This is a genomic window from Acinetobacter venetianus RAG-1 = CIP 110063, assembly GCF_000368585.1.
GTDB classification, from domain to species: Bacteria; Pseudomonadota; Gammaproteobacteria; order Pseudomonadales; family Moraxellaceae; genus Acinetobacter; species Acinetobacter venetianus.
This window is the reverse complement of sequence record NZ_KB849558.1, coordinates 1,730,600-1,753,899: the sequence shown is the minus strand read 5'-3', so window position 1 is coordinate 1,753,899 and position 23,300 is coordinate 1,730,600. Positions and strand designations below refer to the sequence as shown.

Sequence of the window (23,300 nt, the reverse complement as noted above, 5' to 3'; positions counted from 1 at the left end):
ATAGATGCGATGACTCGATTAGCAGTACAGGCAGAAATCATTAAGCTCGCAAGAATTTTAAATGTATCAGAGCAAGAGTTGGCTTTCATGCAGCAGACTGCACCAGAGAGCTTGAGACAATTTCGTTTTGCAATATTAGACAGATTACAAAATCAACAAAAATTGCGTTTTAAGCATTTGGCTGGATGGGTAAATTGGCTGCCATTGGGAATTAGTGTTTTTATGGTTAAACACTTTTTACAGCCTTATATCGTGGCACAAATTGCTGTGTATTTATCCACCGAGCGTTCTTATCGGATTGTAAAGCATTTACCCCCGAAAACCGTAGCGGCAATTTCTGTTCATCTTGATCCTCGATTAGCCAGAGAGTTATTGGGTTATTTAACCACGCATCAAATTACTGATATTACCAAGGTGTTATTGGCGCAACGTGATTTTGTCACGATGGGGCGATTTGTCAGCATGTTATCTGATTCGGTTTTACAAGATGTCGCTCAGATCGTTGAAAGTGAAAGTGACCTCTTGGAAATTGCATTCTATATTGAATCGAGAGAGCAAATCGATCATTTGGTTCATGTCTTACCGAAGCAAAGGATTGAACAGGCTTTACTGATTATTGGTGATCCTGAGCAACGGCTGATATGGCCAAAGGTTTTGGCACTGATGAGTTATATCAGTTATGGACTAAAACAGGAGCTTGGGGATTTAGCTGTGCAGCAGGGGGAGCTTGTGATTAATGCGATTATCCAAGCTACCCAAGAAGATCAGCTTTGGGAGGATATGTTGCCAGTGGTTGCATGTTTATCTGCACATGCACAAAATTTTGTCGCTAATTTACCTGCTTTAAGAAAAGTGGAAATTATTCAAAGTATTGTTGAGGCCGCTGATCGATGTGATCTCTGGGCTGATATGTTGGTGATCGTAAGTTATATGCATGATGAAGCACGGCAGGCTGTCGCGACTGCAATTGCGCAGATTGATGAGTTCGTACTGCATCATATTGCTTATGCGTCTTTGTTACGCTCACAATGGGAGGTGACGTTTGATATTATGAGACGTATGCCTATTCCTAAACAACAACAGTGCCACAAAATTTTGGACGTCTACATGAGACAATTAGATATTGAAACCTATCAATATTTAGATGAATTACTAAATCGATTTCAGATTCATACTTCAGTTTAACTGGTTGGGAGTGTATTTCTAATCGGTAATAGGGTCTCTAAAGCATGTTCATAACCACGTTCAACGAGTTCGTCTAGTTTATGCCAGTCAAACATACCAATACCTTCAATTGGCATCCGAATATGTAAATTGGCACGTTCGATTGCAGCAGTTTGAATCATGGTGTCGCTGGCAAGTGTTGCGGTTCGCATTAGGATTTCAGCGAGTCTTGGTGCATGTAGTAGTTTATCTTTAATGATTTTATTCCAATTTAATAAAGCACTTTGATCGGGTTTGTCTAAACCAATACCGGGAACGCGGATATCATCATGTAAGCTCACATTACTGGCAATCACCGTTCCTCTCTCAAGATTTTGCATGACATCCGTCGGTAAATTATTAATTACGCCTCCATCACAAAGTAAATTTTCATGCCAAGCCACAGGAGGAGCGACACCGGGGACACTCATACTGGTTCCAACCCACGTTGCAAGCTCTCCTTGATCATGAATCATGGCTTGACCTGTCGTCAGATTCGTAGAGATACAGTAAAAGGTCTGTTTTAACTCCTCTATCTTTCGCTGTCCAAAGATTGCCTGCAATCTTTCATGAAAGCGTTGTCCTCGAATTAATGAAACTCTCGGCATGGTGTAATCATTTAAATAATTTCTGGCTACAAAGGTTTCATAAGCAATATGCGTCATTTCTACACTATCAAATCCACAGGCAACGAGAGCTGCAACGAATGCGCCCATACTGGTTCCGCCAACGATATCAATAGGAATATGCAGTTGTTCAAGTGCGCGAATTAAACCGATATGCGCAAAACCTCGTGCACCACCGCCGCCGAGCACTAAACCTAAGCCTTGGCTTGAAATTTGTCGAGCGACGGCACAAATATCTGCTTGAGCCCAAGGATGAATAAAATAATGTGCTCGAGCGTGGTAAAGCTTTTTCCAAATAAGCGTATGAGGAGAGGGGTCACCTTCAGAGCGTAATAACACTAATTCAATTGGACTTTGCCAATTATGCTGATTAAGTACACCAACCAGTTTGGTATGAGTTGGTGTTTGATTGGCTTCTGCGAGGATTAGAATACGATCTGCTTGATGTAAACAGCGTTTTGTCCATTCATCTTCATTGTTATGTGCTGTATATAGAACATAACAATGTTTTTCCTCTAAGCTTGCTAACCATTGTCGGAGCTTAAGATCATCTACGCTATAGTCCAATGGTGTTTGGCTAAAGCCCTCACCAAATAACGCATCAACATGTGCAGCGGTGACTAGACGAACATGTGGCCACCGTTGCAAATGTTCAGTCAGCTTTTCAGCTAGGTGTGTGGCAGGTATTTGAGATGAAACAGGAATTACTGAAAGTGTGCGGCTATGACTCATCGCATGAATATGCTGTAGTTCAGGTTGTGAGCGACTAATAATCAAGCGAGAGAGAGTAAATAAGATATTGGCATGTTGGGTAATGAACTCAATGAATTGTTGCTTAGGAATAACCACTAAAGCGGTATCTCTTAATGCGTTAACAGTTCCATGATGCGGTTGATTTGAGATCACGCCCATTTCACCAACAATTTCATTACGCCCAAGATAGGTAACTAAACCTGAGGGTGTCGCTAATTTTACTCTGCCATAAGCAATAATGTAGATGTAGTTAGCTTGATCATTAACCTTATAGAGTTCTTGTCCAGTTTGTAGGTGACGGATATGACAGTGCATCGCCAATGTCGACAAAATAGATTGATCTAGTTCAGCAAAAAGCGTTGCTTTTCTTAGAGTCGTTATAATATCCATATTCTTCGAGTTATCTTTATTGTCTTTTTATTTAATAAAGCATATGCCTGTTTTACAAGTCAGATTACGTAAACAGATAAAAGCTAATTTCATGCAATATTTATAAGTTTGCTTTTATTTAGACATAAAAAAGCCAGTTCATCGTGACTGGCTTTTTAAATTTTATCTTTTGCTTATGCAATTTGTACAGGAATACAGTTTGCTGTGTGATTCACTGTATTGTCTGGATTTGCATACACGAGGCGTGGTTTGTGAAGATTCGCTTCAACTTCAGTGAAATCACCAAAAGTTGCGATAATCACTAAATCACCAACGTCAGCTTGATGTGCTGCACCACCATTAACTGAAATAATACCTGAATCATCTTCACCACGGATTGCGTAAGTTGTGAAGCGTTTGCCGTTAGTTACGTTCCATACGTGGATTTCTTCGTATTCACGAATCCCTGCTAAGTCCATTAACACACCATCAATTGCACAAGAACCTTCATAATGAAGCTCTGCATGTGTCACAACTGCACGGTGAATTTTACATTTTAATAAACGAGATAGCATGGCTAGCGTCTCCTGAGTAAGACCTAAGATGGAAATCTTATGGTTGACTTGTCACGTTTTCCGCAGGGTGTAGGCGGTTTGATGCGCATTTTGCGCTTAAAAGTGCAATATAGCAAGCGTGATTGATCAACAATTCAGTTTAAGTTTAAGCGGGTTTGTAAGCATTAATTTGATTCATGGCTTGTGAAACTTGTCCGTCAACAAGCATTTTCACTTTTGAAAGAGCATGATCAATTGCTGCATCCATTAAATCTTGTTCACTGCTTGGAGCTTTGCCTAGCACATGACCAGAAACACGTTCTTTTGAACCTGGATGACCAATTCCAATACGTAAACGATGGAAATTAGCGCCAATATGGGGAACGATATCGCGAAGACCATTGTGTCCGCCGTGTCCACCACCTGTTTTTAAACGAATAACGCCTGGATCCATATCAAGTTCATCATGAGCAATAAGAATTGCTTCCGGTGCTATTTGATAGAATTTAGCGTAAGGGGCAACACTTTGACCAGAACGGTTCATAAAAGTGGTTGGTAATAATAATCGAACGTCATGGCCTTCTACTTGACCACGACCACTGTATCCGTGAAATTTCGGATCAGCTTTTAAATTAATACCATAACGATCTGCAAGCTGTTCAACGAACCAAAAGCCTGCATTATGGCGGGTTTGGGCATATTCCTTTCCAGGATTACCCAAACCAACAATTAGCGAAATATTTGACACTAATTTACGCCTTTAACACTTATGCGCGTTTGAAGTCAGCGTGCATAGGAGTGTTTTTAGCTGGGTGACGTTGTAATGCTTGGATTTTAACGTTTTCAACTTTGTCACCGATTTTGATTTCGATAACTTCTTCGAAGAAAGCGTTGTTTTCTAAAGCTTTAACGATTTCACGAAGCTCTAAAGTGATTGCTACAGGCTCAGCGCTGCCACCGTAGATGATAGCTGGAATTAAAGAAGCGTGACGAAGGCGGCGGCTCGAACCTTTCCCTTGTTGTGCTTCTTCACGTGCTTGAGCGTTTAATACGAAGTTTGCCATGGGCATATCCTCAGAGAGTTAAGTAACTAAACTTGCGACCAGTTTAGTGATAGAAAAACCCTAGCGAGCTAGGGTTTAAGAAAAAAGCTGGGCTATTATAGATAACTATCGAACATTGCGCTAATAGATTCTTCGTTATTGATACGACGAATTGTTTCAGCAACCATGCTAGCAACAGAAACTTGGCGAACTTTACCGAGTTTTGAAGCTTCATCTGAAAGAGGAATCGTGTCTGTTACAACAAGTTCATCAATGACAGAGTTACGAAGGTTTTCTAGTGCTTTGCCTGATAAAACAGGGTGAGTTGCATAAGCAATAACGCGACGAGCACCAAATTGTTTTAGTGCATCAGCAGCTTTGCAAAGCGTACCTGCAGTATCTACCATGTCATCAACAATGACACAGTCGCGATCTTTCACATCACCAATCAAATGCATCACTTGAGATTCATTTGCTTTTTGGCGACGTTTATCGATGATAGCTAAATCGATATCACCCAATTGTTTTGCAACAGCACGCGCACGAACAACACCACCTACGTCAGGTGAAACAACCATCAAGTTGTCATGTTGTTGTTGACGTAAGTCAGCTAATAGCGCTGGCGTACCATAAATGTTGTCAACTGGAATATCGAAGAAACCTTGAATTTGGTCTGCGTGTAAGTCGATCATTACCACACGGTCGATCCCAACAGTTGTTAGCATATCTGCAACAACTTTAGCAGTAATTGGAACACGAGCAGAACGTGGACGACGATCTTGACGTGCATAACCGAAATACGGAATTACTGCTGTGATACGACCAGCACTTGCGCGACGCAAAGCATCAGCCATAACCAAGATTTCCATCAGGTTATCGTTGGTAGGCGCACAAGTAGATTGAACGATAAAAACGTCTTTACCACGAACATTTTCAGTAATTTCAACTGAAATTTCACCATCAGAAAACTTGCTTACAGAAGCAGCACCGAGTGGAATATGTAAATGGCTTACGACTTTTTGGGCGAACTGTGGATGAGCACTTCCACTGAAAACGACAAGATTGGGCATGAAGCACCTGAGCGAGGGTTAAGCGAAGCATTGCTTCGACCGAGCGCAAGGGAAAAACTTTAAGTTTTTCCAACGGGTAATTTAGAAACAATCTATTATATGGCAGGGGCGGCTGGATTCGAACCAACGGATGCCGAGATCAAAACCCGGTGCCTTACCACTTGGCGACGCCCCTAATGCGGCAGAACTTTAATAGTTTTACAAGATAATGTCAATATATTTGAGCAAATATCGATGTAAAACAAGTCTGTCTTAAAGATATGGCAGGGGCGGCTGGATTCGAACCAACGGATGGCGAGATCAAAACCCGCTGCCTTACCACTTGGCGACGCCCCTAGATTGATGATATGTAATGGCAGGGGCGGCTGGATTCGAACCAACGGATGCCGAGATCAAAACCCGGTGCCTTACCACTTGGCGACGCCCCTATTATTACATACATCTACAGGTGAAAATTGGCAGGGGCGGCTGGATTCGAACCAACGGATGCCGAGATCAAAACCCGGTGCCTTACCACTTGGCGACGCCCCTATTATTACATACATCTACAGGTGAAAATTGGCAGGGGCGGCTGGATTCGAACCAACGGATGCCGAGATCAAAACCCGGTGCCTTACCACTTGGCGACGCCCCTATTATTACATACATCTACAGGTGAAAATTGGCAGGGGCGGCTGGATTCGAACCAACGGATGCCGAGATCAAAACCCGGTGCCTTACCACTTGGCGACGCCCCTAACGTGTAACTTTAAAATGTCTGAGAGGTGATTCTGCTAAACTGTTAACCAAGTAAGCTTTACAAGGCGCATTTTGCAAAATCTGTTCTACATTCATTTCATTGGTTACTTCAGAAAAAACACAAGCACCTGTACCTGTAAGCTTTGCTAGACCAAACTGATCTAAATATCGCATTGCTTCATCTACTTCTGAGTATAACTGTCGAGCCAAAGGTTCAAAGTTATTTCCAAAACTAGAAGGTTGTAACTGATAGGCGCAAAATGTAGTGATCTTAGAATCTCTTGTCAATGTTTTTTGCGAAAAAAGCTGTTGAGTGCTGATAAAACAGTCAGGTTTTAAGATTATGAATTTTTTTTGAGCTAAGTCTATGAATGATAAATGTTCACCGATGCCTTCAGCCCATGCATTTCGACCTAAAACAAAGATCGGAACATCAGCACCGAGCTTGACACCGTAATCGGCAAGTTGCTGTTCACTAAGCTCACATTCCCATAGTTGATTAAGTACGATCAAAGTCGTGGCTGCATTCGATGAACCGCCACCAAGTCCAGCTCCCATTGGGATATTTTTTTCAATACGAATATTTAATCCACATGGTTTTTTTGCATGCGGTTTAAGTAACTGTGCAGCTCGATAAATTAAATTTTGTTCAAGTTGAACGTCATCTAATCCTTCGATTTGAATGTCTTCACCGTCAATTGCTTTAAAATTCATCCAGTCATATAAATCAATAAGTTGGAAGATGGTTTGTAATTCATGATACCCATTTTCACGACGACCAGTGATGTGAAGAAATAAATTCAATTTGGCAGGGGAAGGCACTCTAATCATAAAAAGAATCTAAATTATCGGTTTTGAATAACCATTGTAATACGGTTTTCTTTACCTTCTGCAAGTGATTGTTTGAGCAAGAGCTTGTTGGGTAATGTTTGAGCATCGTTATAGCTAAAATCCACCGTCCAGCCATCTTCTATGAGTTGTTTTAGACGGTTTTGCTCATCACTTGTTACTTGAGCATTTGGTGTTGCTGGCTTTGCTTGAACCCAGTAAGCCAAATGCATAATTGGAGCTTGCCAGCCCGTCGCTTTTTCTAGTAACTCTTCAGGGGTTGTCGCTGTGATTAAGCCTGTTTTTGCGCTATTTAGAGTGACTTCGCCTGGTTTGCCTTGAATCTGAGTTTTGCCAACACCCAAAATACCAGTGAGTTCAATATCAAACTGATCTTGCTGCTGTAACCAAGTAAAAAATGCACTGCCAGATTGTTGCGGTGTACGAACACCAATTTTGCCTTGCAGACTAAAGTTATTTTCATTTTGTAATTGCGGTGCAATCTGGATTTGTTTGGGTTGGCTGAAATGCTGACAACCTGAAAGGAATAGAACGCTGCTACTACATACTGCAACGCATAATTTTGAAAACAAACGCATGGATTTAACTCTTTTTTACGGTTACAGGTAAGATTAAGCTATCAAGTTGTTGTAATTGTGGGGCATTCGCATGATTTTGTTTCAGTTGCTGTAACACATCGCTAAACTGCGTTAATGCACCTTGCATATACAAAGCTTTTGCATATCGGATGCCGATATTTACATTTTGGCTCAATGCGTAAGCTTGTCCGAGCACTTTAACTGCGGTGTCAAAATCATTTTGTAGAAAGGCAATATAGCCTAATGTATCTAAAATTGATGCTTGTTCAGGAGCATATTCCAGTGCAAGTTCTGCATATTTACGAGCTTCTTTAAGCCTGCGGTTTTGCAGAGCTAAGGTGTATGCATAAGCGTTCAGATAAGTTGGGCTATTAGGTTCTATAACTAAAAGCTGTTTAAGTGTTTTATCTAGTTTGTCTCGATCGGTGAATGGATCGAGTAATAAAACCTCTGCATAAATCAGTTCAGGGTCATCTGGTAGATTCTTAATCGCCTCATCAAGCAAGGCCAGTGCTGCTTTTTTATTATTCATTTTTTTCAAAATATCAGCTTGGGCCTGATATAAGAAACTGGCATGTTGTGGGTAATTGACACGCTCTTGAGTTAGAAAACGAAGCGCATCATTAAGTTGATCTTGCTTATCAAAAATCGCAATCATATTGCGTCGGGAGGTGATATAGAGACTGCCATCGACAAGTCGATAATATGCCTTGGCTGTTTCATAATGCTGTTTACGCTGGGCATTGATCGCCAAATAATAATAAGCTTCGTTTTGATATTTAGCAGATGTGCGTAGATCAACTAAATATTGTTCAGCTTTCTCATATTGCTTCAAATCAATACTGGTTAAGCCTGCAATAAAAAGTGCTTCTTGGGCATCAGGATGGTCTTTAATGATGCTTTCAAGTTTACTTAATGCTTCTTTCTGCTCATTAATCTGAATGTAATAACGCGCTTCGGCTAAGCGAATATTTAAATTATCTTTATTACGACGGCTTGCTTTAGCAAACCAATCTTTAGTTGCCTCATCATCTTGTAAAGCAATTAATAGATTGGCTTTCATTAAAATGAAACTGGTCGATTTGGAGCGTTTGCGAAGTGCACGATTGATATTGTTCAATGCCTGCTCGTACAAGCCATTTTGGGCTTCCAAACCTGCGATTAATGCCAAAATAGACGGATTGTTTTTCTCTTTACTTGCTCGTAAAGCATTAAGCAAAATATCTCGATCTTGAGGCTGTTCTGGTGCGATCCCCGCTAAAATTTCTTCTAAATCTGCAGTTGGATCAATATTTAAAATTTTATCGAGTGTTTCTGCAGCGAGTTCATACTCATGGGTTTTTAATGCAATATGAGATAAATAGAATAAGGCTGGAACATCAGTCGGCTCTTGTTCAACCCAATGTGTTGCGATATCTAGTGCTGATTGCAAGTCGTTATATTCTAATGCGATATCTAAAGCACGTTGTTTAATGGTTGTGGAATTACTGCGGATAGCTAGCACAGTATAATTGTGTAGAGCAGTTGCAATATCGTCATAAGCAAGAGAAAATTCAGCTACCATGCTTTGTTGCAGTGCATTTTCAAAGCTTTTGTCTGCATACATCTCGTGTATTGCTTGAGCAGAGGCATAAGAGCTCATGCTACCTAACAACAAGATTGTGGTAGAATACCGTCTAATCGTCTTGCCGCTAAAATGTTTACGGCGATATAGCTGACGCAATTTTTATTGATCCAAAGTAATGCTTTTTATGACACCGATGTTGCACAATAACATAAATTTAGCGAAATGATGATCTGATATGTCTTTCTTTGCATTGGGTGTCAACCATCAAACAGCTTCTGTCGAACTTCGAGAAAAAATCGCTTTTAATGCAGAGCGATTAGCTGAGCTATTGCTTGAACAACGACAAAATCCTGCTTTAAAAGACATGGTTGTCGTTTCTACATGCAACCGCACCGAAGTTTACGCCATGACTGAAGATGCTGATTGCATTCTCAGTTGGCTAGCCCAAGTGAATAATATTGATGTAAAACAGTTAATTCATCATGTTTATCGTTACGAAAATGCGCAGGCTATTACGCACTTGATGCGAGTAGCGAGTGGTTTAGACTCATTGATGCTGGGTGAACCGCAAATTTTAGGGCAGGTCAAAAGCGCTCTTGCTTTATCAAAAGATGCTGAAACTGTATCTGCTGAACTCAACAGTGTTTTTGAATATGCTTTTTATGCAGCAAAAAGAGTACGCTCAGAGACTTCGGTTGGAAGCCATGCTGTTTCAATGGGTTATGCTGTTGCTCAATTGGCATCACAGGTATTTAGCCATCCTGAAAAATTGACAGTTATGATGGTTGCTGCTGGTGAGATGAATACACTTGTTGCCAAGCATTTAGCTGAGATGGGTGTTGCTAAGATTATGATTTGTAATCGTAGTCGTGAACGTGCAGATCTTCTTGCCCAAGAAATTGGACATCAAGTCGAAGTTGAAATCATTCCGTTTAATGAGCTAGCAAAAAATCTTTATCGTGCTGATGTCGTCTCTAGTTGTACGGGGAGCTTGCATCAAGTCATTGGATATAGTGATGTCAAATATGCCCTTAAAAAGCGTCGCTATCAACAAATGTTGATGGTTGATTTGGCTGTGCCGCGCGATATTGATCCAAAAGTTGAGTCATTAGATAACGTTTATTTATACGGTGTTGATGATTTACAAAGTGTGATTGATGAGAATCTTGCGCAACGTCGTCAAGCGGCGGTTGAAGCAGAGGTAATGGTCAATCAGCTTGCGACACAGTTACTTACACAGCAAAAGGTTAAAGAGGCGAGTGGTGCGATTCAAGCATACCGTCAGCACAGTGAAGAAATGAGTCAATTGGAACTCAATCATGCCCTAGAGTCTTTACAGCATGGTCATACAGCTGAACAGGTTTTACATGAGTTCGCACATCGTTTGACTCAAAAATTGATGCATCCAACTTCCATTCTTTTAAGAGAAGCTGCGAAATCTGAAAACCCAGATTACTTTGAATGGTTGCAACAACATTTGCACGATGTGTTTGAGCACGAACGTAAACCAAGACAATAGCAACAATTAAGACAATAAGCGTAAACTGATTTGCTTGGTCAATTCATTGAGTTGTTGACGCAGATTTCTTGATTCAATCAGTGTAATCGGTGATTTAAGTTTTAATCTTAAATACTTCTCTTGTAAACCGAGTGCATATTCTTTAGCCAGTTTATCTGCAACTTCTGGTGCTTGCGTGAGCGATTGAATATTGGTTCGTTGCATAATGTCTGCAATTTCATGGCTATAGCTGCTACATGCACCCAGCACATAATAAGTTGCCAATTCCTGATCATCGGGCAAGTCATCAAATACTATATTTAATGAAGCCAAAATTTTGGCTAATAGTTCAGTTTGATCGATGACGGCTCGTAACTCTTCAAAATGAATATATAAAAATGGGTGGTGCATTAAGATCGCAATTGCAAAATCTTCATCTTTGGTATGAATATTAAAAGATAAAGAAGCATCATGACTGATTTGCGGTGTAAAGCGTTTACCTAAGCCTAATTTTTCTCTAAAGGATTGTATGAGTAGGTAACGGAATGAGCCTTGTTTAGGCAGTAATTCAGTTAGCTCACGTAATTCACCCATAACTAAGCTTTTGCCTTCAGGGGAGCTTACATCATGCTGTCCCGTTAAATGTGCAAATACAAAATCAGATAACAAGGGAGCTTGTTGCAATAGTTTTTGGAAGTTTTCTAAACCTTCACGGCGAATTAAAGAATCAGGATCATGTTCATTAGGAAGGACAAAAAACTTTAATTCTCGACCATCATTGAGTAAGGGCAGTGCAATTTCTAAGGTACGACGTGCTGCTTTTTGTCCAGCAGCATCACCATCAAAAGCGATAGTGATCCGTGAGTTTTGCTTAAATAGTGTGGTTAAGTGATCTGCATTACTTGCTGTTCCTAGTGTCGCAACAGCGCCATTAATGCCATACTGCTGCAAGGCGATGACATCCATATAGCCTTCCACCATCAACCAGTCATTGGCTTTAAGTTTACGCCCTTCATACAAGCCATACAGTAATTGGTTCTTGTGGAAGACTTCTGAATCAGGAGAGTTAATATATTTGGGTTTGATTTCATCATTGAGTGCACGACCACCAAATCCGACAACTCGGCCTTTATGATCACGAATAGGGAAAATAACGCGGTCACGTAATAAATCAAAATCTCGACCACTATCACTTGATCGAATCAAACCAATTTGCTTTAAACCTTCAATATCTTGAGGAAAGGCTTTTTCTAAGTGTTGCCAGTCTTCTGGGGCATAACCTAAACGCCAGAATTGAATTGTTTGTGCTGATAGACCACGTTGTTTGAAATAATTCTGTCCTTTTTGACTATTGGGCAGTTGGCGTTCATAAAATTGCGCAACATTTTCCAGTAAATCATATAGGTTTCCTTCCTGTACATTTTCATCCACCATAAATGATGGATCGAACTGGGCAAAAGGATCATCCATAAAACGATCCATGTCGATGAAATGATCATCCATCGGCGTTTGAATTGGAGGATTAAGCTCAGTTGTCTTATCTTGTGTTACAGGTAGCTGTGCTGCTGGAGTTGGTTGTGGACTACGTTTATACGAGAGTTTTTTATTGTCGTGATTGTCTTTCGGCAGATCGATGCCTGTCTTATTCGACAGTTCTTTCATCACATCAACGAAGTTACGTCCATCAATATCCATTAAGAAGCGAATGGCATTACCATTGGCCTGACAGCCGAAGCAATGAAAATACTGTTTATCTCGATAAACATGAAAAGATGGTGTTTTTTCTTGATGAAATGGGCAACAACCAGAATAAGTTCGTCCAGTCTTTTTTAACTTCACACGTTGACCAATCAAATCGACAATGTCGGTTCGATCTAATATTTGATCAATCGTATGCTGTGGAATTGCCATGTGCGTTAAACCATTTCAGACAGGAGTAAGACTAAGACATTATTACAGTGCAAAAATGTCAGGAACCATTGTTGCATAAAATAAAAAACAGGCAAGGGAGACTTGCCTGTTTGCTGTATCAGATGATTGCAAATTAGTTTGCAGCATCTTCCTCAGTTGTATTTTGTTGTTCAGGTTTATCTAATAATCCAAAGCTTAGACGATTCGTCCAGCTCTTTTCCTGAGTCGGTGTTTCTGGTGCTGCAACTGGCTCTGGCGCTGTTTTCTCAGATTCAGGTTTGTCGAATAAGCCTAAAGTGAGGCGATTGGTTAAGCTACGCTGTTCAGTTTCACTCGTTGTTTCGACATTTTTAGCATCAACAGTTTTAGACTCGCGTCCTAATAAACCTAATGTTGCGCGATTAATCCAGCTACCTTCTTTACGTGCAGCGCGTAAATTCACTTCACCATTTGATTTAACCAAATGTGGGTAATTGAGTTTTAAAATCTCGATATATTGTTGAGAAGTCGCTTGATCACCAAGTTTTTGATAGCTGTAAGCTAAAGTTGCTAACGCTTCTGGTGTTTGTGGTGTTTGAGGGTAATGTTCAATCACCCATTGCGCACGCTCAGCAGCAGCTAACCATGCTTTACGCTGAATATTGAATCGTGCGGCATTCATTTCATTTTCAGCAAGTTCTTGGCCAATAAATTTCATGCGTTGCGCTGCGTCAACAGAATATTGGCTACTTGGGAAACGACGAATGAGGTCAACAAAGTTTTGATAGGCAACTTTGATATAACTGACATCACGATGTGATTGTTGTAAAGATGTGTAGCGAATTAGGCTGTCGTAGTTCATTTCCATGTTCGCAACGCCGCGAACATAGTAAGCATAGTCAACATTTGGATGTTGCGGATTTAAGCGAATGAAACGATCAGCTAGTGCAATTGCACCTTCATAATCTTTTTGTTTGAATTTAGCGTAGAGAAGTTCAAGTTGCGCTTGTTGCGTATATTGTCCAGTAGGATAGTAAGTATCTAAAGCTTCTAGCGATTTCACGGCATCAGTATATTGATTACGATCAAGCGATTTTTGTGCTTTATCAAAATAAACCTGTTCGCTTGATTGCGGTCCTTTATCAACCACTTCTTTTTTGCTTGGATTGCTGCTACAGCCCACAAATGCAGATGCTACACCTAAAGAAAGCGCAAGCATCGTAATTTTATAACGTGGTAGCGACATAAAAACTCCTCTGTTATTCTGGGCAATGAGCTACAATGGTGCTATTAAACCACTTTTGTACCGATCATCAAATGACTTCAGCACAATCTTCCAATTCAAACATCTCTGAAACAGATTTCTTACTTGAAGATTCTGTCGATGCAGATAATCATAATTCTGACTCAACTGCAACACGTTTATCGTTGCAAATTCAACTTGATGAAGACTATTTAGGTCAACGTATTGATCAGGTCGCAGCACTCGTCTGGAGTGAGTTTTCTCGTGAGAAACTTAAACAGTGGATGAAAGACGGTCATCTGTTGGTAAATGGTAACACGGTTAAGCCAAAGTACCGTTGTGAAGGTAATGAAGTATTAACCCTAGATGTTGAGCTTGAAGCACAAACATCGAGTCAGCCTGAAAATATCCCGCTCAATATTGTCTATGAAGACGACGATATTATTGTGATCAATAAAGAAGTAGGGATGGTTGTTCATCCAGGTGCCGGCAATCCAACGGGAACTTTAGTGAACGCCCTACTTTATCACGCGCCAAAACTGGCTGAGCTATCACGAGCTGGACTTGTTCATCGTATTGATAAAGATACCAGTGGCTTATTGGTCGTTGCTAAAAATCTGGAAGCTCAATTTTCATTGAGTAAACAATTGGCAAAGAAAACGGTTTATCGCGTTTATGATTTGATTGCCTACGGTAATATCATTGCAGGCGGAACGATTGATGAACCAATCAAACGTCATCCAGTTGACCGCGTTAAAATGGCGATTTTACCGGGTGGGCGTGATGCGGTAACACACTATAATGTCAAAGAACGCTTCCGTGACTTTACCCGTATTCAAGCGCAGCTTGAAACTGGCCGTACGCACCAGATTCGTGTGCATTTTAGTTATTTAGGTCATGGTTTAGTTGGTGATCCTGTTTATGTGAATCGCGTTCGTTTTCCAGCAGGCGCTTCAGAAAAACTAACCGATATGCTGCGTAGCTTTAAACGTCAAGCACTACATGCCGCTAAGCTTGGTCTAGTACATCCACGCACTGGTGAAGAAATGATGTTTGAAGCACCGTGGCCAGAGGATTTCATTCAATTGGTTGAAGTTCTTCGTAGTGAAAATGAAGCGTATTAAGTAACCCCCCTTTTTAATAAAGGGTGATTTATTTAGCCTCTCCCTTTGAAAAAGGTGAGGAATAGATTCCGCAAGGGGAGGGATTTTATGGAATTTGTACAAGGTTTACCCAAAGGTATTTTCGTTGGGCAAACACGTATTGAAAATGCGCAAACGATTGCAACATCCGATAATCATTTAGCTGGTTTTAATTTGGCACTACATGTCAATGATGATGCACAGCGTGTGCAACAGCATCGGATGATCTTATTAAATCAGCTATCAGAATTTGGTGTTGATAAAATAACGTGGATGATGCAAACACACAGCACTATTTGTCATACGATCAATGAGCAAATTCCATTTATCGCACTTGAAGGTGATGGTCTGGTGACTCAGCGCCAAGGTCATGCATTAATGATGATGACAGCGGACTGTCTTCCTGTTGTACTCGGCAATTCTGAAGGGACAGAGGTTGCGAACCTACATGCAGGCTGGCGTGGTTTGGCCAATGGTATTATTGAAAATACTGTGACTGAAATGCAATCACAACCAACGTGGGCATGGTTGGGTGCGGCGATTAGTCAGTCTTGTTTTGAAGTTGGCGCTGAGGTAAAAGCTGCTTTTTGCGAAAAATATCCTGAATTGGAAAGCGCTTTTATTGCTGGTCAATTTGAAGGTAAATACCAAGCCGATTTATATGCGATTGCACGATTTATTTTAAATCGTTTCGGTGTGGGAACTGTTTTAGGTGGGAATCAGTGCTCTTATCAGCAAGGTAAAGATTATTTTTCTTACCGCCGTGATCCTAAAACAGGACGAATGGCGACATTTGTTTTTATGCGATAAATATATCTTGCATTGCTGATTCGCCTTGAGTGGTTTAAAAATGTTAAACTTGATCTAATTCATTGGTTTTTAAATTTTCCATGTCTGTTATTGAGCAAATTACTCCCCAAGTCAACGTTTGTGTGATTTATCATAGTCCTTATGGGCATACGGCAAAAGTTGCACAATATATTGCTCAAGGCGCAGAGCAAGCAGGTGCAGATGTGCATCTTATTTCTGTCGCTGCACCACAGTGGGATTTAATAGATCAAGCAGATGTCATCGTGATGGGTTGCCCAACTTATATGGGCAGTCTAACGTCTGCATTGAAACAATTTATGGAAGACTCTTCTAAACGTTGGTTAGCGCGTACATGGCAAGGAAAAATTGCTGCAGGCTTTACCAATGGCGGTGGTTTAAGTGGTGATAAATTAGCGGTATTACAGCAAATTAATTTATTTGCGATGCAACATGGCATGTTATGGGCTGGGTTACCATTTATGCCGACAGGGCGTAGTCCACTAGACATTAACCGTATGTCGAGTTTTCTTGGTCTAATGACACAATCTGATAATGCCAGTGTGGAAATTACACCGCCAGAAGGTGATTTGGAAACCGCTCGAAAGTTTGGTAAATATTTGGCTGAATTAAGATTAAAGCATTCTTCTAGTTAATTAGAAGATTAAAAAAAACCTCCATGAGTTGGAGGTTTTTTATTACTTATGCAACATACGTGCTTTATCACGTTGCCAATCACGGTCTTTTTCAGTCGCTCGCTTATCGTGCATTTGCTTACCTTTTACCAATGCAATTTCAAGTTTAACTAAATGACCTTTCCAGTAACATGCCAAAGGCACGCATGAATAACCTTTTTGATTCACTGCACCCATGAGTTGTTCAAGCTCACGACGTGATAGTAATAATTTACGTGTACGTGTAGCTTCTGGAACCACATGTGTTGAAGCTGATAACAACGGTTGAATTTGCGAACCAAATAAAAATGCTTCGCCATTTTTGAAAATGACATAACTTTCAGTCAAGCTCATACGACCAGCGCGAAGAGATTTAACCTCCCAACCCTGTAATGACATACCTGCTTCAAATTTTTCTTCGATAAAGTAATCGTGACGAGCTCTTTTATTTTGAGCAATCGTGCCACCATTATGTTTTTTTACTACTGTTGCTTTCGCCATAATTTAAACTTCCACAATTGCGCTTATTGTGCCGTAAAACGCAATCTTTTTCCATCATTTAGGAATTTAGCGTTTATGCTTAACTTTTGTTAAAATATGCACCTTATCTCATAGACGCAGAGTACAACGCATGTCTAAAACACGTGTGATTTATCCGGGGACATTTGATCCAATTACCAATGGTCATGTTGATTTGGTTGCTAGAGCATCAAAAATGTTTGATGAGGTCGTTGTAGCAATTGCGATTGGACACCATAAAAATCCAGTGTTTAGCTTAGAAGAGCGTGTAGAGTTAGCAAAAGCATCATTGAGCCATCTATCCAATGTGGAATTTGTGGGCTTTGATGGTTTGTTAGTAAATTTCTTTCGTGAACAACGTGCAACAGCAGTATTACGCGGTTTAAGAGCAATTTCTGATTTTGAATATGAGTTTCAGTTGGCAAACATGAACCGTCAACTTGATCCACAGTTTGAATCTGTATTTTTAACTCCATCGGAGCAATTTTCTTTTATTTCATCAACGTTAGTAAGAGAAATTGCGCGATTGAAAGGTGATGTGACTAAATTTGTTCCAGCCATTGTGGTTGAAGCATTTGAACGTAAGCATCAACAAGGCTGGTAAAGTGTCATTATATATTACAGATGAATGCATTAACTGTGATGTCTGTGAGCCTGTGTGCCCTAATGAAGCTATTTATATGGGGGAGCTGATCTATGAAATAAATCCTGCGCTTTGTACAGAGTGCGTAGGACATCATGATCAGCCTCAGTGTCAGTTGTTTTGCCCGGTAGATTGTATTCCTCTTGATCCTCAGCATGTGGAATCACAAGATGAATTGATGGCAAAGTATAAAAAGCTCACGGCACAAAAAAATGCGAGCAATTAATTTTAATTTTTGATAAGATGCGCCTCGAAGTGGGCTGGACGGTCGCTGCTGTGGAGGTCTCCGTGACTGAAGCAGGGGAGGAAAGTCCGGGCTTCATAGGGCAAGGTGCCAGGTAACGCCTGGGCGGCGAAAGCCGACGGCAAGTGCAGCAGAGAGTAGACCGCCTCATTCGTGAGGTAAGGGTGAAAGGGTGCGGTAAGAGCGCACCGCGTGTCTGGTAACAGTTCACGGCAAGGTAAACCCCACCAGAAGCAAGACCAAATAGGAATCCTGAGGCACGGCCCGTGCTGGATTCGGGTAGGTCGCTTGAGCGTATGAGTGATTGTACGCCTAGAGGAATGATCGTCCTCGACAGAACCCGGCTTATAGGCTCACTTCTAAGATTTTTTGAAAATTGTGCTTGACGTGTGTAGCGAAAGTTAAGATAATGCGCCCACAGTTTTCGGCTATGTAGCTCAGTTGGTTAGAGCACCGCACTCATAATGCGGGGGTCACAAGTTCAAGTCTCGTCATAGCCACCATTTTATAGACCACGCTCCTGCGTGGTCTCTTTTTATCTGCGGTTTTTTAAAAACAACTTTTTTTATTTTTCTGATTGAATTTTTAACAAATCATTTTGACATTTTCATTAAATTTTTAATTTAGCTGTAAATTAGTTGAAAAATGATCAAATGCAATTTAAAAGAATAAAAACTGTTCATATGTCCTATATTTTCAATGTCATAGGCTTGACCTGTAGGGTGGAACACTACATAATGCGCGCACAGTTTACGGCTATGTAGCTCAGTTGGTTAGAGCACCGCACTCATAATGCGGGGGTCACAAGTTCAAGTCTCGTCATAGCCACCATTTTAAAAACCACGCTCCTGCGTGGTTTCTTTTTATCTATAATTCTTATAAAAAATAAGCCAAAGGTTACTTTGGCTTAAGAACAGATTTTATAAATGTTTTTCTATCGTCGCTAACGTTTGGCTGTTTTCATAGAACGGCTTTAAAATTAACGTGATGATGGGCTCTAATACTTCATGTTCATCTAAAGCGACTACCACTTTAGGGTAGAACCGAACAGCCTCATTTTGAAGATCACTTTCTTCTAGTCCAATTGCAGCAAAAACATCTGCTAAGCTTTCATCTTTGTAGAAATCATAAAAGACTTTAACGCCGTATAAAATTAAGTCCTGAATATAAGAAGATTCGCGTAGTTCTTTCCAGTATTCGTAGATCATCACGAAAAATTCTTCAACATCAAGCGGGGTTACTTGCTTGGTGTATTCAGAGAGTGGTTTCGATTTATTATCATCCCAAACATTTCGAGCAAGTGTCTCTAAATCATCATTCGAAAGTAAGCTGAGATCTACGAGCTGCTCTTGAATGAAGCGAGCAATACTATCTTCAATTTTTTGTTCGATACGTTGTTGTTGGCGATGAGAGAATGTTTTTAGTTTCTGTTGCCATTCATATTTACTAGAAGAAACTCTGTCTTCATCAGATTGCGAGAATAATTTTGGTAATTTATTCTGTAATGTTGTTGTTGCAATATATTGGCACAACTGCTGAATAGATGGGCTTTCTCTCAAGAAGTGATTCAAATAGTGGCGAATATTTTCTAGTTCTAGAAACTTCGATAACCACATTTCAAACTGTTGGTCTGAAAATAAGTCTTGTAACTCTGCTGATGACTGTAAAGAAAAAACATGCAATCGTTGAGCGATTTCACCAATAAATTCTAATAGCCCTGCACCCAACTGCATTTCAAATGCATAGCGTTTGACGACTGCTTGAATTTGTTCGAGTTCGACAACTTCATTCAGTTGAATATTGGGTGCGTGCTGCAAAAAAAGTTGAATGAACTGCTGAAAAAATTCAGCGGAAAGTTCAGTTGTAAGTTGTTTTTTATAAAATGCAACTTGCTCAAGCATAAGTGCTTGAGCAAGTAATTGTGACTTTTCAGAAACAATTTTTTCAGTCATTCGCTGTCCATCCATTGACGATAGGGTAGCGTCGTTCACGACTGAACGCACGCGAACTAATGCGTGGCCCAATTGCGCCCTGACGACGCTTGTATTCATTGCGATCAACCAAACGAATCACTTTCTCTACGACTGCCGCTTCGTAGCCTTTAGCAATAATGTCTGCTTGACTCAGGTCTTCTTCAATATATGCATATAAGATTGCGTCTAATACGTCATATGCAGGTAAAGAGTCTTGGTCTTTTTGATCTGGACGTAATTCCGCTGAAGGTGGGCGAGTAATCACACGCTCAGGAATAACAGGAGTTTCGTCTAAAGTGTTGCGATATTTCGCTAATTCAAACACGATAGTTTTGTAGACATCTTTTAATACAGAGAAACCACCAACCATATCGCCATATAAAGTACAGTAACCAACTGAAATTTCAGATTTGTTTCCTGTAGAGAGCACAAGATTACCGAATTTATTTGATAATCCCATCAGTAATGTGCCGCGTGTACGGGCTTGTAAGTTTTCTTCTGTTGCATCAGCTGGGCTATTTCCAAAGAATGGATAAAGTGTTTGCATGAAGCTATTTACAATCGGATGAATTTCGGCGATGCCAAACGTCACACCCATGCGACGTGCCTGTTCAGTTGCATCTTCGACACTCATTTGTGATGTGTAAGTGTACGGCATCATCACAGCCTGAACTTTATCCGCGCCAATCGCATCGACTGCAATTGCAAGCGTTAATGCTGAGTCAATACCGCCAGATAGACCTAAGATTACCCCTGGAAATCCAGAGCGTTGAACATAATCACGAGTCGCTAGAACTAGTGCTTGATAAATTTCAGCGAAAGTTTCTAAAGCAGGGGCTGTGTCAGACGTTTTAAATTGTTTTTGTTCTGCATCGTACTCTGCAATATAAAGGTCTTCTTTAAAGCTTGGTGCTTGTAAAGCTGCTTGACCATTGTTATTGCAAACAAAACTCGATCCATCAAAAATCAAGTCATCTTGTCCGCCAACTTGGTTAACGTAAATAACATTAAGACTTAATTGTTTAGCAAGCTCATTTAATGTTTGAACTCGATGTTGTGGCTTACCAACTTCATATGGTGATGCATTTAAAACTAATACGGTTTCTACGTTCAGCTGGCTTAATTGTTTAACTGTATTAAGTGACCACACATCTTCGCAAATAAGTACGCCAAATTTATGTCCAAGATACTCAAAAATTAAATGCTGATGACCATCTTGGAAATAACGTTTTTCATCAAAAACGCTATAGTTTGGCAAGTTGTGTTTATTGTAAATACCTAAAACTTGTCCATCTTTCATGACGGCAGCAGAGTTGTAGCGATGACCATCTTCAGTTTGGTGTACAAAACCAAACACCATTAAAATATCTTTTACTTCACTTAATTGGGCGAACGCTTTTTGGGTGCGTTTTTGTAAATTAGGGCGGAGTAATAAATCTTCTGCTGGGTAACCGATGGTAGAAAGTTCAGGGAAGATGACCAAATCAGCCTTTTGTTGTTTCGCTAGATTTGCTTGTTCAACCATCTTTTGAGTATTTGCGTCAATATTGCCAATATGCGGAGAGAACTGAGCAAGGGCAACTTTAAAATTTTTCATTCAAACCTAATCCTGAGTTTTAACTGGTGCTGATATACAAGGTTTTGATTTATATAGGTATAGTTTTAAAAACGCTTGTATATCATGGTGTCAAACATTCTATATCTTAAAGAAAAATGACAAGTTTACTAATATATACTAAATGCACATTTTTCTGCGTAAAAATAACAAGTTTTTCTGTATAAAACAGCAACATTTCTCAATGTTTGCGTTGTTATGGTGCATGATTGTGAAGAAATTTAATATAGCTATAAAAAGATTTTTTTCATGTCAATTTCGCATATAGAAATGACAGCTAAATGACATCATAGAAATCATTCTTTCGTATGATTTCTATCTTGATTTGAAAAAAATGCGAAAATTTAGAGTTTCTCTAAAATATAAATGATTCAAATATATAATTTTATTGAGTTGTACCTTTTTTGACCGTTCGTCGGGAATCTATTTGCTACACTTGAGTGTACATTTGTGCACTGCTATTATCCTAATCAATGTGAACATATGTACACTGTGATTTAAATTAAGTATGTAGCGATACATGCTCAGAAAAACAAAGAGGTATTCACTATGTCAGTTGTATTATTTCCAGTTATCGCATTTGGTTTAGCTGTAGTTGTTGGTCGTGTGGGCACGATTATTTTAAATGATGGCGATCAGCAAGCTTAAGCTAGCAGATCACATCTACTATCCAGTTACAAGTGAGGTGAAATATATGTCTATTTTATTAATATTAGCTGTTGCATCTGGCTTAGCCATTACTGTTGGTCGTGTAGGTACAGTAATGCTTCGTGAGAATGAGAACTAAGTTTTATTCACTCAATAAGTATTTTGAAGAGAGGTTGATGATATGACTTTGATGCTTGTGTATTTTGTAATTGCTTTAGGATTAGCAATTGGTGCGGGACGTATGAGCACAATCGTTATGGATGCAATGCGTGTAGATTTTACGACTGAAATGGATGATAGTCATGAACTCAACTCTGAAACTCAAAAAAGTACTGCTATGTAATACATGTTGTAGTTCTTTTACTTAAAAGCTCTGTAAATTAAATTTATAGAGCTTTTTTATTTCCCAAGAATAATGTTTGGAATCTTATTTAAAAAAATGTCTCGGGCAACGTCTCCTTGTTGTTCAATATTGTAGTCTGAGAAAGCTTTTCCTTGAATAAAATGATAATGGTAGGGATTGTATTTTTTAAAACTCAAATAATAGCCTAATTGTAAGATTGCACCCTTTAGAATGACATTCGTCTGTTGCTGAAACTGTAAGATATGTGCCATTTCATGAATAAAAATTCCTTGTAAGTTGGTTGAGCAACTTGAGTAGTCAGAACGGAAATACTTGGGATGAACAAATAGATTTCCATTTGGGGCAATAAAAATGTTTTCTGGTTGCCAAGGTAGGTACGGGATGTTAAAAATTTTGACTTCTTTGTAGTTAATTAAATGACCAAAGACTGAATGTGCCATTTCGATTTCACCTGTAGTCAATTGACGATATTGAAATTGATCTATTTTCAGATAAATGATTAAGCTGGAAATGAATCGAGCATTTAATCTGTTTAAATAGTGCTGAGATGGTTTGATCATCAGAATTTGATATATGAAAAAACTTAAATATCTATTCTAAAATAGAATATTTGTTAGATAGTTGTTTTTTGGTATTTCGGCAATTTAATGGTTTTTGGATATTTGAAAACAAGAAAATGGCCTAGTTTGA

The 23,300-nt window shown here is 39.7% G+C and carries 22 protein-coding genes, 8 tRNA genes and 1 other RNA gene; 11 read left to right on the top strand and 20 right to left on the bottom strand.

What is annotated here, in order from left to right:
• Positions 1-9: 9 nt before the first annotated feature.
• Entirely contained in the window at positions 10-1,185 is a 1,176-nt protein-coding gene (locus F959_RS13735) for a hypothetical protein (protein ID WP_004881145.1), read from the top strand.
• Here F959_RS13735 and F959_RS13730 read toward each other — a convergent pair.
• The 14 genes from F959_RS13730 to F959_RS13665 form a co-directional block, all read right to left on the bottom strand.
• A complete protein-coding gene (locus F959_RS13730) occupies positions 1,182-2,972 on the bottom strand; it encodes a patatin-like phospholipase family protein (RefSeq protein ID WP_004881144.1) in 1,791 nt (596 codons plus the stop codon). The two genes, F959_RS13735 and F959_RS13730, sit on opposite strands and share 4 nt — an antisense overlap.
• A 173-nt stretch (positions 2,973-3,145) precedes the next feature.
• A complete protein-coding gene (panD, locus tag F959_RS13725) occupies positions 3,146-3,526 on the bottom strand; it encodes an aspartate 1-decarboxylase (RefSeq protein WP_004655255.1) in 381 nt (126 codons plus the stop codon).
• A gap of 145 nt (positions 3,527-3,671) precedes the next feature.
• Positions 3,672-4,253: an aminoacyl-tRNA hydrolase gene (gene pth, locus F959_RS13720; protein ID WP_004881143.1), complete on the bottom strand. Its 582-nt coding sequence runs from the start codon at positions 4,251-4,253 to the stop codon at positions 3,672-3,674.
• Between the two features lie 19 nt (positions 4,254-4,272).
• Positions 4,273-4,569: a 50S ribosomal protein L25 gene (rplY, locus tag F959_RS13715; RefSeq protein WP_004881142.1), complete on the bottom strand. Its 297-nt coding sequence runs from the start codon at positions 4,567-4,569 to the stop codon at positions 4,273-4,275.
• A 95-nt stretch (positions 4,570-4,664) separates the two neighbouring features.
• Positions 4,665-5,618 (bottom strand): ribose-phosphate pyrophosphokinase, encoded by a 954-nt coding sequence (locus tag F959_RS13710; protein ID WP_004881140.1) that lies wholly within the window; start codon positions 5,616-5,618, stop codon positions 4,665-4,667.
• Positions 5,619-5,718: 100 nt separating this feature from the next.
• Positions 5,719-5,793: transfer RNA gene (locus tag F959_RS13705), tRNA-Gln, on the bottom strand.
• An 86-nt stretch (positions 5,794-5,879) separates the two neighbouring features.
• A tRNA-Gln gene (locus F959_RS13700) sits at positions 5,880-5,954 on the bottom strand.
• Between the two features lie 17 nt (positions 5,955-5,971).
• Positions 5,972-6,046: transfer RNA gene (locus F959_RS13695), tRNA-Gln, on the bottom strand.
• A 28-nt stretch (positions 6,047-6,074) separates the two neighbouring features.
• Positions 6,075-6,149 (bottom strand) — tRNA-Gln (locus tag F959_RS13690).
• A 28-nt stretch (positions 6,150-6,177) separates the two neighbouring features.
• Positions 6,178-6,252, bottom strand: a tRNA-Gln gene (locus tag F959_RS13685).
• Positions 6,253-6,280: 28 nt separating this feature from the next.
• Positions 6,281-6,355: transfer RNA gene (locus tag F959_RS13680), tRNA-Gln, on the bottom strand.
• Positions 6,354-7,187 carry a 4-(cytidine 5'-diphospho)-2-C-methyl-D-erythritol kinase gene (ispE, locus tag F959_RS13675; protein ID WP_004881138.1) on the bottom strand — a complete coding sequence of 278 codons (834 nt, stop codon included), beginning with the start codon at positions 7,185-7,187 and terminating at the stop codon, positions 6,354-6,356. The genes F959_RS13680 and ispE overlap by 2 nt, the downstream gene beginning before the upstream one ends.
• A gap of 14 nt (positions 7,188-7,201) precedes the next feature.
• Positions 7,202-7,783, bottom strand: a complete 582-nt coding sequence (lolB, locus tag F959_RS13670) for a lipoprotein insertase outer membrane protein LolB (RefSeq protein WP_004881135.1) — start codon at positions 7,781-7,783, stop codon at positions 7,202-7,204.
• 4 nt (positions 7,784-7,787) lie between these two features.
• Positions 7,788-9,506 carry a tetratricopeptide repeat protein gene (locus F959_RS13665; RefSeq protein ID WP_004881134.1) on the bottom strand — a complete coding sequence of 573 codons (1,719 nt, stop codon included), beginning with the start codon at positions 9,504-9,506 and terminating at the stop codon, positions 7,788-7,790.
• A 79-nt stretch (positions 9,507-9,585) separates the two neighbouring features.
• On the opposite strand from F959_RS13665, the gene hemA reads away from it, so the two are divergent.
• A complete protein-coding gene (gene hemA, locus F959_RS13660) occupies positions 9,586-10,869 on the top strand; it encodes a glutamyl-tRNA reductase (RefSeq protein WP_004881132.1) in 1,284 nt (427 codons plus the stop codon).
• A gap of 6 nt (positions 10,870-10,875) precedes the next feature.
• On the opposite strand, the gene F959_RS13655 is transcribed toward hemA, so the two are convergent.
• A complete protein-coding gene (locus F959_RS13655; protein ID WP_004881129.1) occupies positions 10,876-12,759 on the bottom strand; it encodes a DNA primase in 1,884 nt (627 codons plus the stop codon).
• A 133-nt stretch (positions 12,760-12,892) separates the two neighbouring features.
• Complete coding sequence (locus tag F959_RS13650) at positions 12,893-13,984, bottom strand: outer membrane protein assembly factor BamD (protein WP_004881127.1); 1,092 nt, start codon at positions 13,982-13,984, stop codon at positions 12,893-12,895.
• Between the two features lie 71 nt (positions 13,985-14,055).
• On the opposite strand from F959_RS13650, the gene rluD reads away from it, so the two are divergent.
• The 3 genes from rluD (at position 14,056) to F959_RS13635 (ending at position 16,586) form a co-directional block, all read left to right on the top strand.
• Positions 14,056-15,105 (top strand): 23S rRNA pseudouridine(1911/1915/1917) synthase RluD, encoded by a 1,050-nt coding sequence (rluD, locus tag F959_RS13645; RefSeq protein ID WP_029424849.1) that lies wholly within the window; start codon positions 14,056-14,058, stop codon positions 15,103-15,105.
• 87 nt (positions 15,106-15,192) lie between these two features.
• Positions 15,193-15,933, top strand: coding sequence for a peptidoglycan editing factor PgeF (gene pgeF, locus F959_RS13640; RefSeq protein ID WP_004881122.1), 741 nt, complete (start codon positions 15,193-15,195; stop codon positions 15,931-15,933).
• Positions 15,934-16,013: 80 nt separating this feature from the next.
• Positions 16,014-16,586, top strand: coding sequence for a flavodoxin family protein (locus F959_RS13635; protein ID WP_004881121.1), 573 nt, complete (start codon positions 16,014-16,016; stop codon positions 16,584-16,586).
• Positions 16,587-16,628: 42 nt separating this feature from the next.
• Here the strand turns inward: F959_RS13635 and smpB are convergent, their stop codons facing one another.
• Positions 16,629-17,105 (bottom strand): SsrA-binding protein SmpB, encoded by a 477-nt coding sequence (gene smpB, locus F959_RS13630; RefSeq protein ID WP_004881119.1) that lies wholly within the window; start codon positions 17,103-17,105, stop codon positions 16,629-16,631.
• A gap of 130 nt (positions 17,106-17,235) precedes the next feature.
• Here smpB and coaD point away from each other — a divergent pair, with 130 nt between their 5' ends.
• The 5 genes from coaD (at position 17,236) to F959_RS13610 (ending at position 18,841) form a co-directional block, all read left to right on the top strand.
• The gene (gene coaD / locus F959_RS13625; RefSeq protein WP_004881118.1) at positions 17,236-17,727 is read left to right on the top strand and encodes a pantetheine-phosphate adenylyltransferase; all 492 of its coding nucleotides are present in this window, start codon (positions 17,236-17,238) and stop codon (positions 17,725-17,727) included.
• Position 17,728: 1 nt separating this feature from the next.
• On the top strand, positions 17,729-17,992 hold the full coding sequence (locus F959_RS13620; protein ID WP_004881115.1) for a YfhL family 4Fe-4S dicluster ferredoxin: 264 nt from the start codon (positions 17,729-17,731) through the stop codon (positions 17,990-17,992).
• Between the two features lie 26 nt (positions 17,993-18,018).
• Positions 18,019-18,374, top strand: an RNA gene (gene rnpB, locus F959_RS16390) — RNase P RNA component class A.
• Between the two features lie 62 nt (positions 18,375-18,436).
• Positions 18,437-18,513, top strand: a tRNA-Met gene (locus F959_RS13615).
• 251 nt (positions 18,514-18,764) lie between these two features.
• Positions 18,765-18,841: transfer RNA gene (locus F959_RS13610), tRNA-Met, on the top strand.
• An 89-nt stretch (positions 18,842-18,930) separates the two neighbouring features.
• Here F959_RS13610 and F959_RS13605 read toward each other — a convergent pair.
• Both F959_RS13605 and F959_RS13600 read right to left on the bottom strand, forming a co-directional pair.
• Complete coding sequence (locus tag F959_RS13605) at positions 18,931-19,962, bottom strand: hypothetical protein (protein WP_004881114.1); 1,032 nt, start codon at positions 19,960-19,962, stop codon at positions 18,931-18,933.
• Entirely contained in the window at positions 19,955-21,580 is a 1,626-nt protein-coding gene (locus F959_RS13600; RefSeq protein WP_004881112.1) for an NAD+ synthase, read from the bottom strand. Before F959_RS13600 ends, F959_RS13605 begins: the two co-directional genes overlap by 8 nt.
• Before the next feature lie 847 nt (positions 21,581-22,427).
• Between F959_RS13600 and F959_RS16775 the strand changes: the two genes are divergently transcribed.
• Positions 22,428-22,589, top strand: a complete 162-nt coding sequence (locus F959_RS16775; RefSeq protein WP_004881106.1) for a hypothetical protein — start codon at positions 22,428-22,430, stop codon at positions 22,587-22,589.
• 56 nt (positions 22,590-22,645) lie between these two features.
• Here F959_RS16775 and F959_RS13595 read toward each other — a convergent pair whose 3' ends face one another.
• Positions 22,646-23,170, bottom strand: a complete 525-nt coding sequence (locus F959_RS13595) for a hypothetical protein (RefSeq protein ID WP_004881103.1) — start codon at positions 23,168-23,170, stop codon at positions 22,646-22,648.
• Positions 23,171-23,300: the final 130 nt, after the last annotated feature.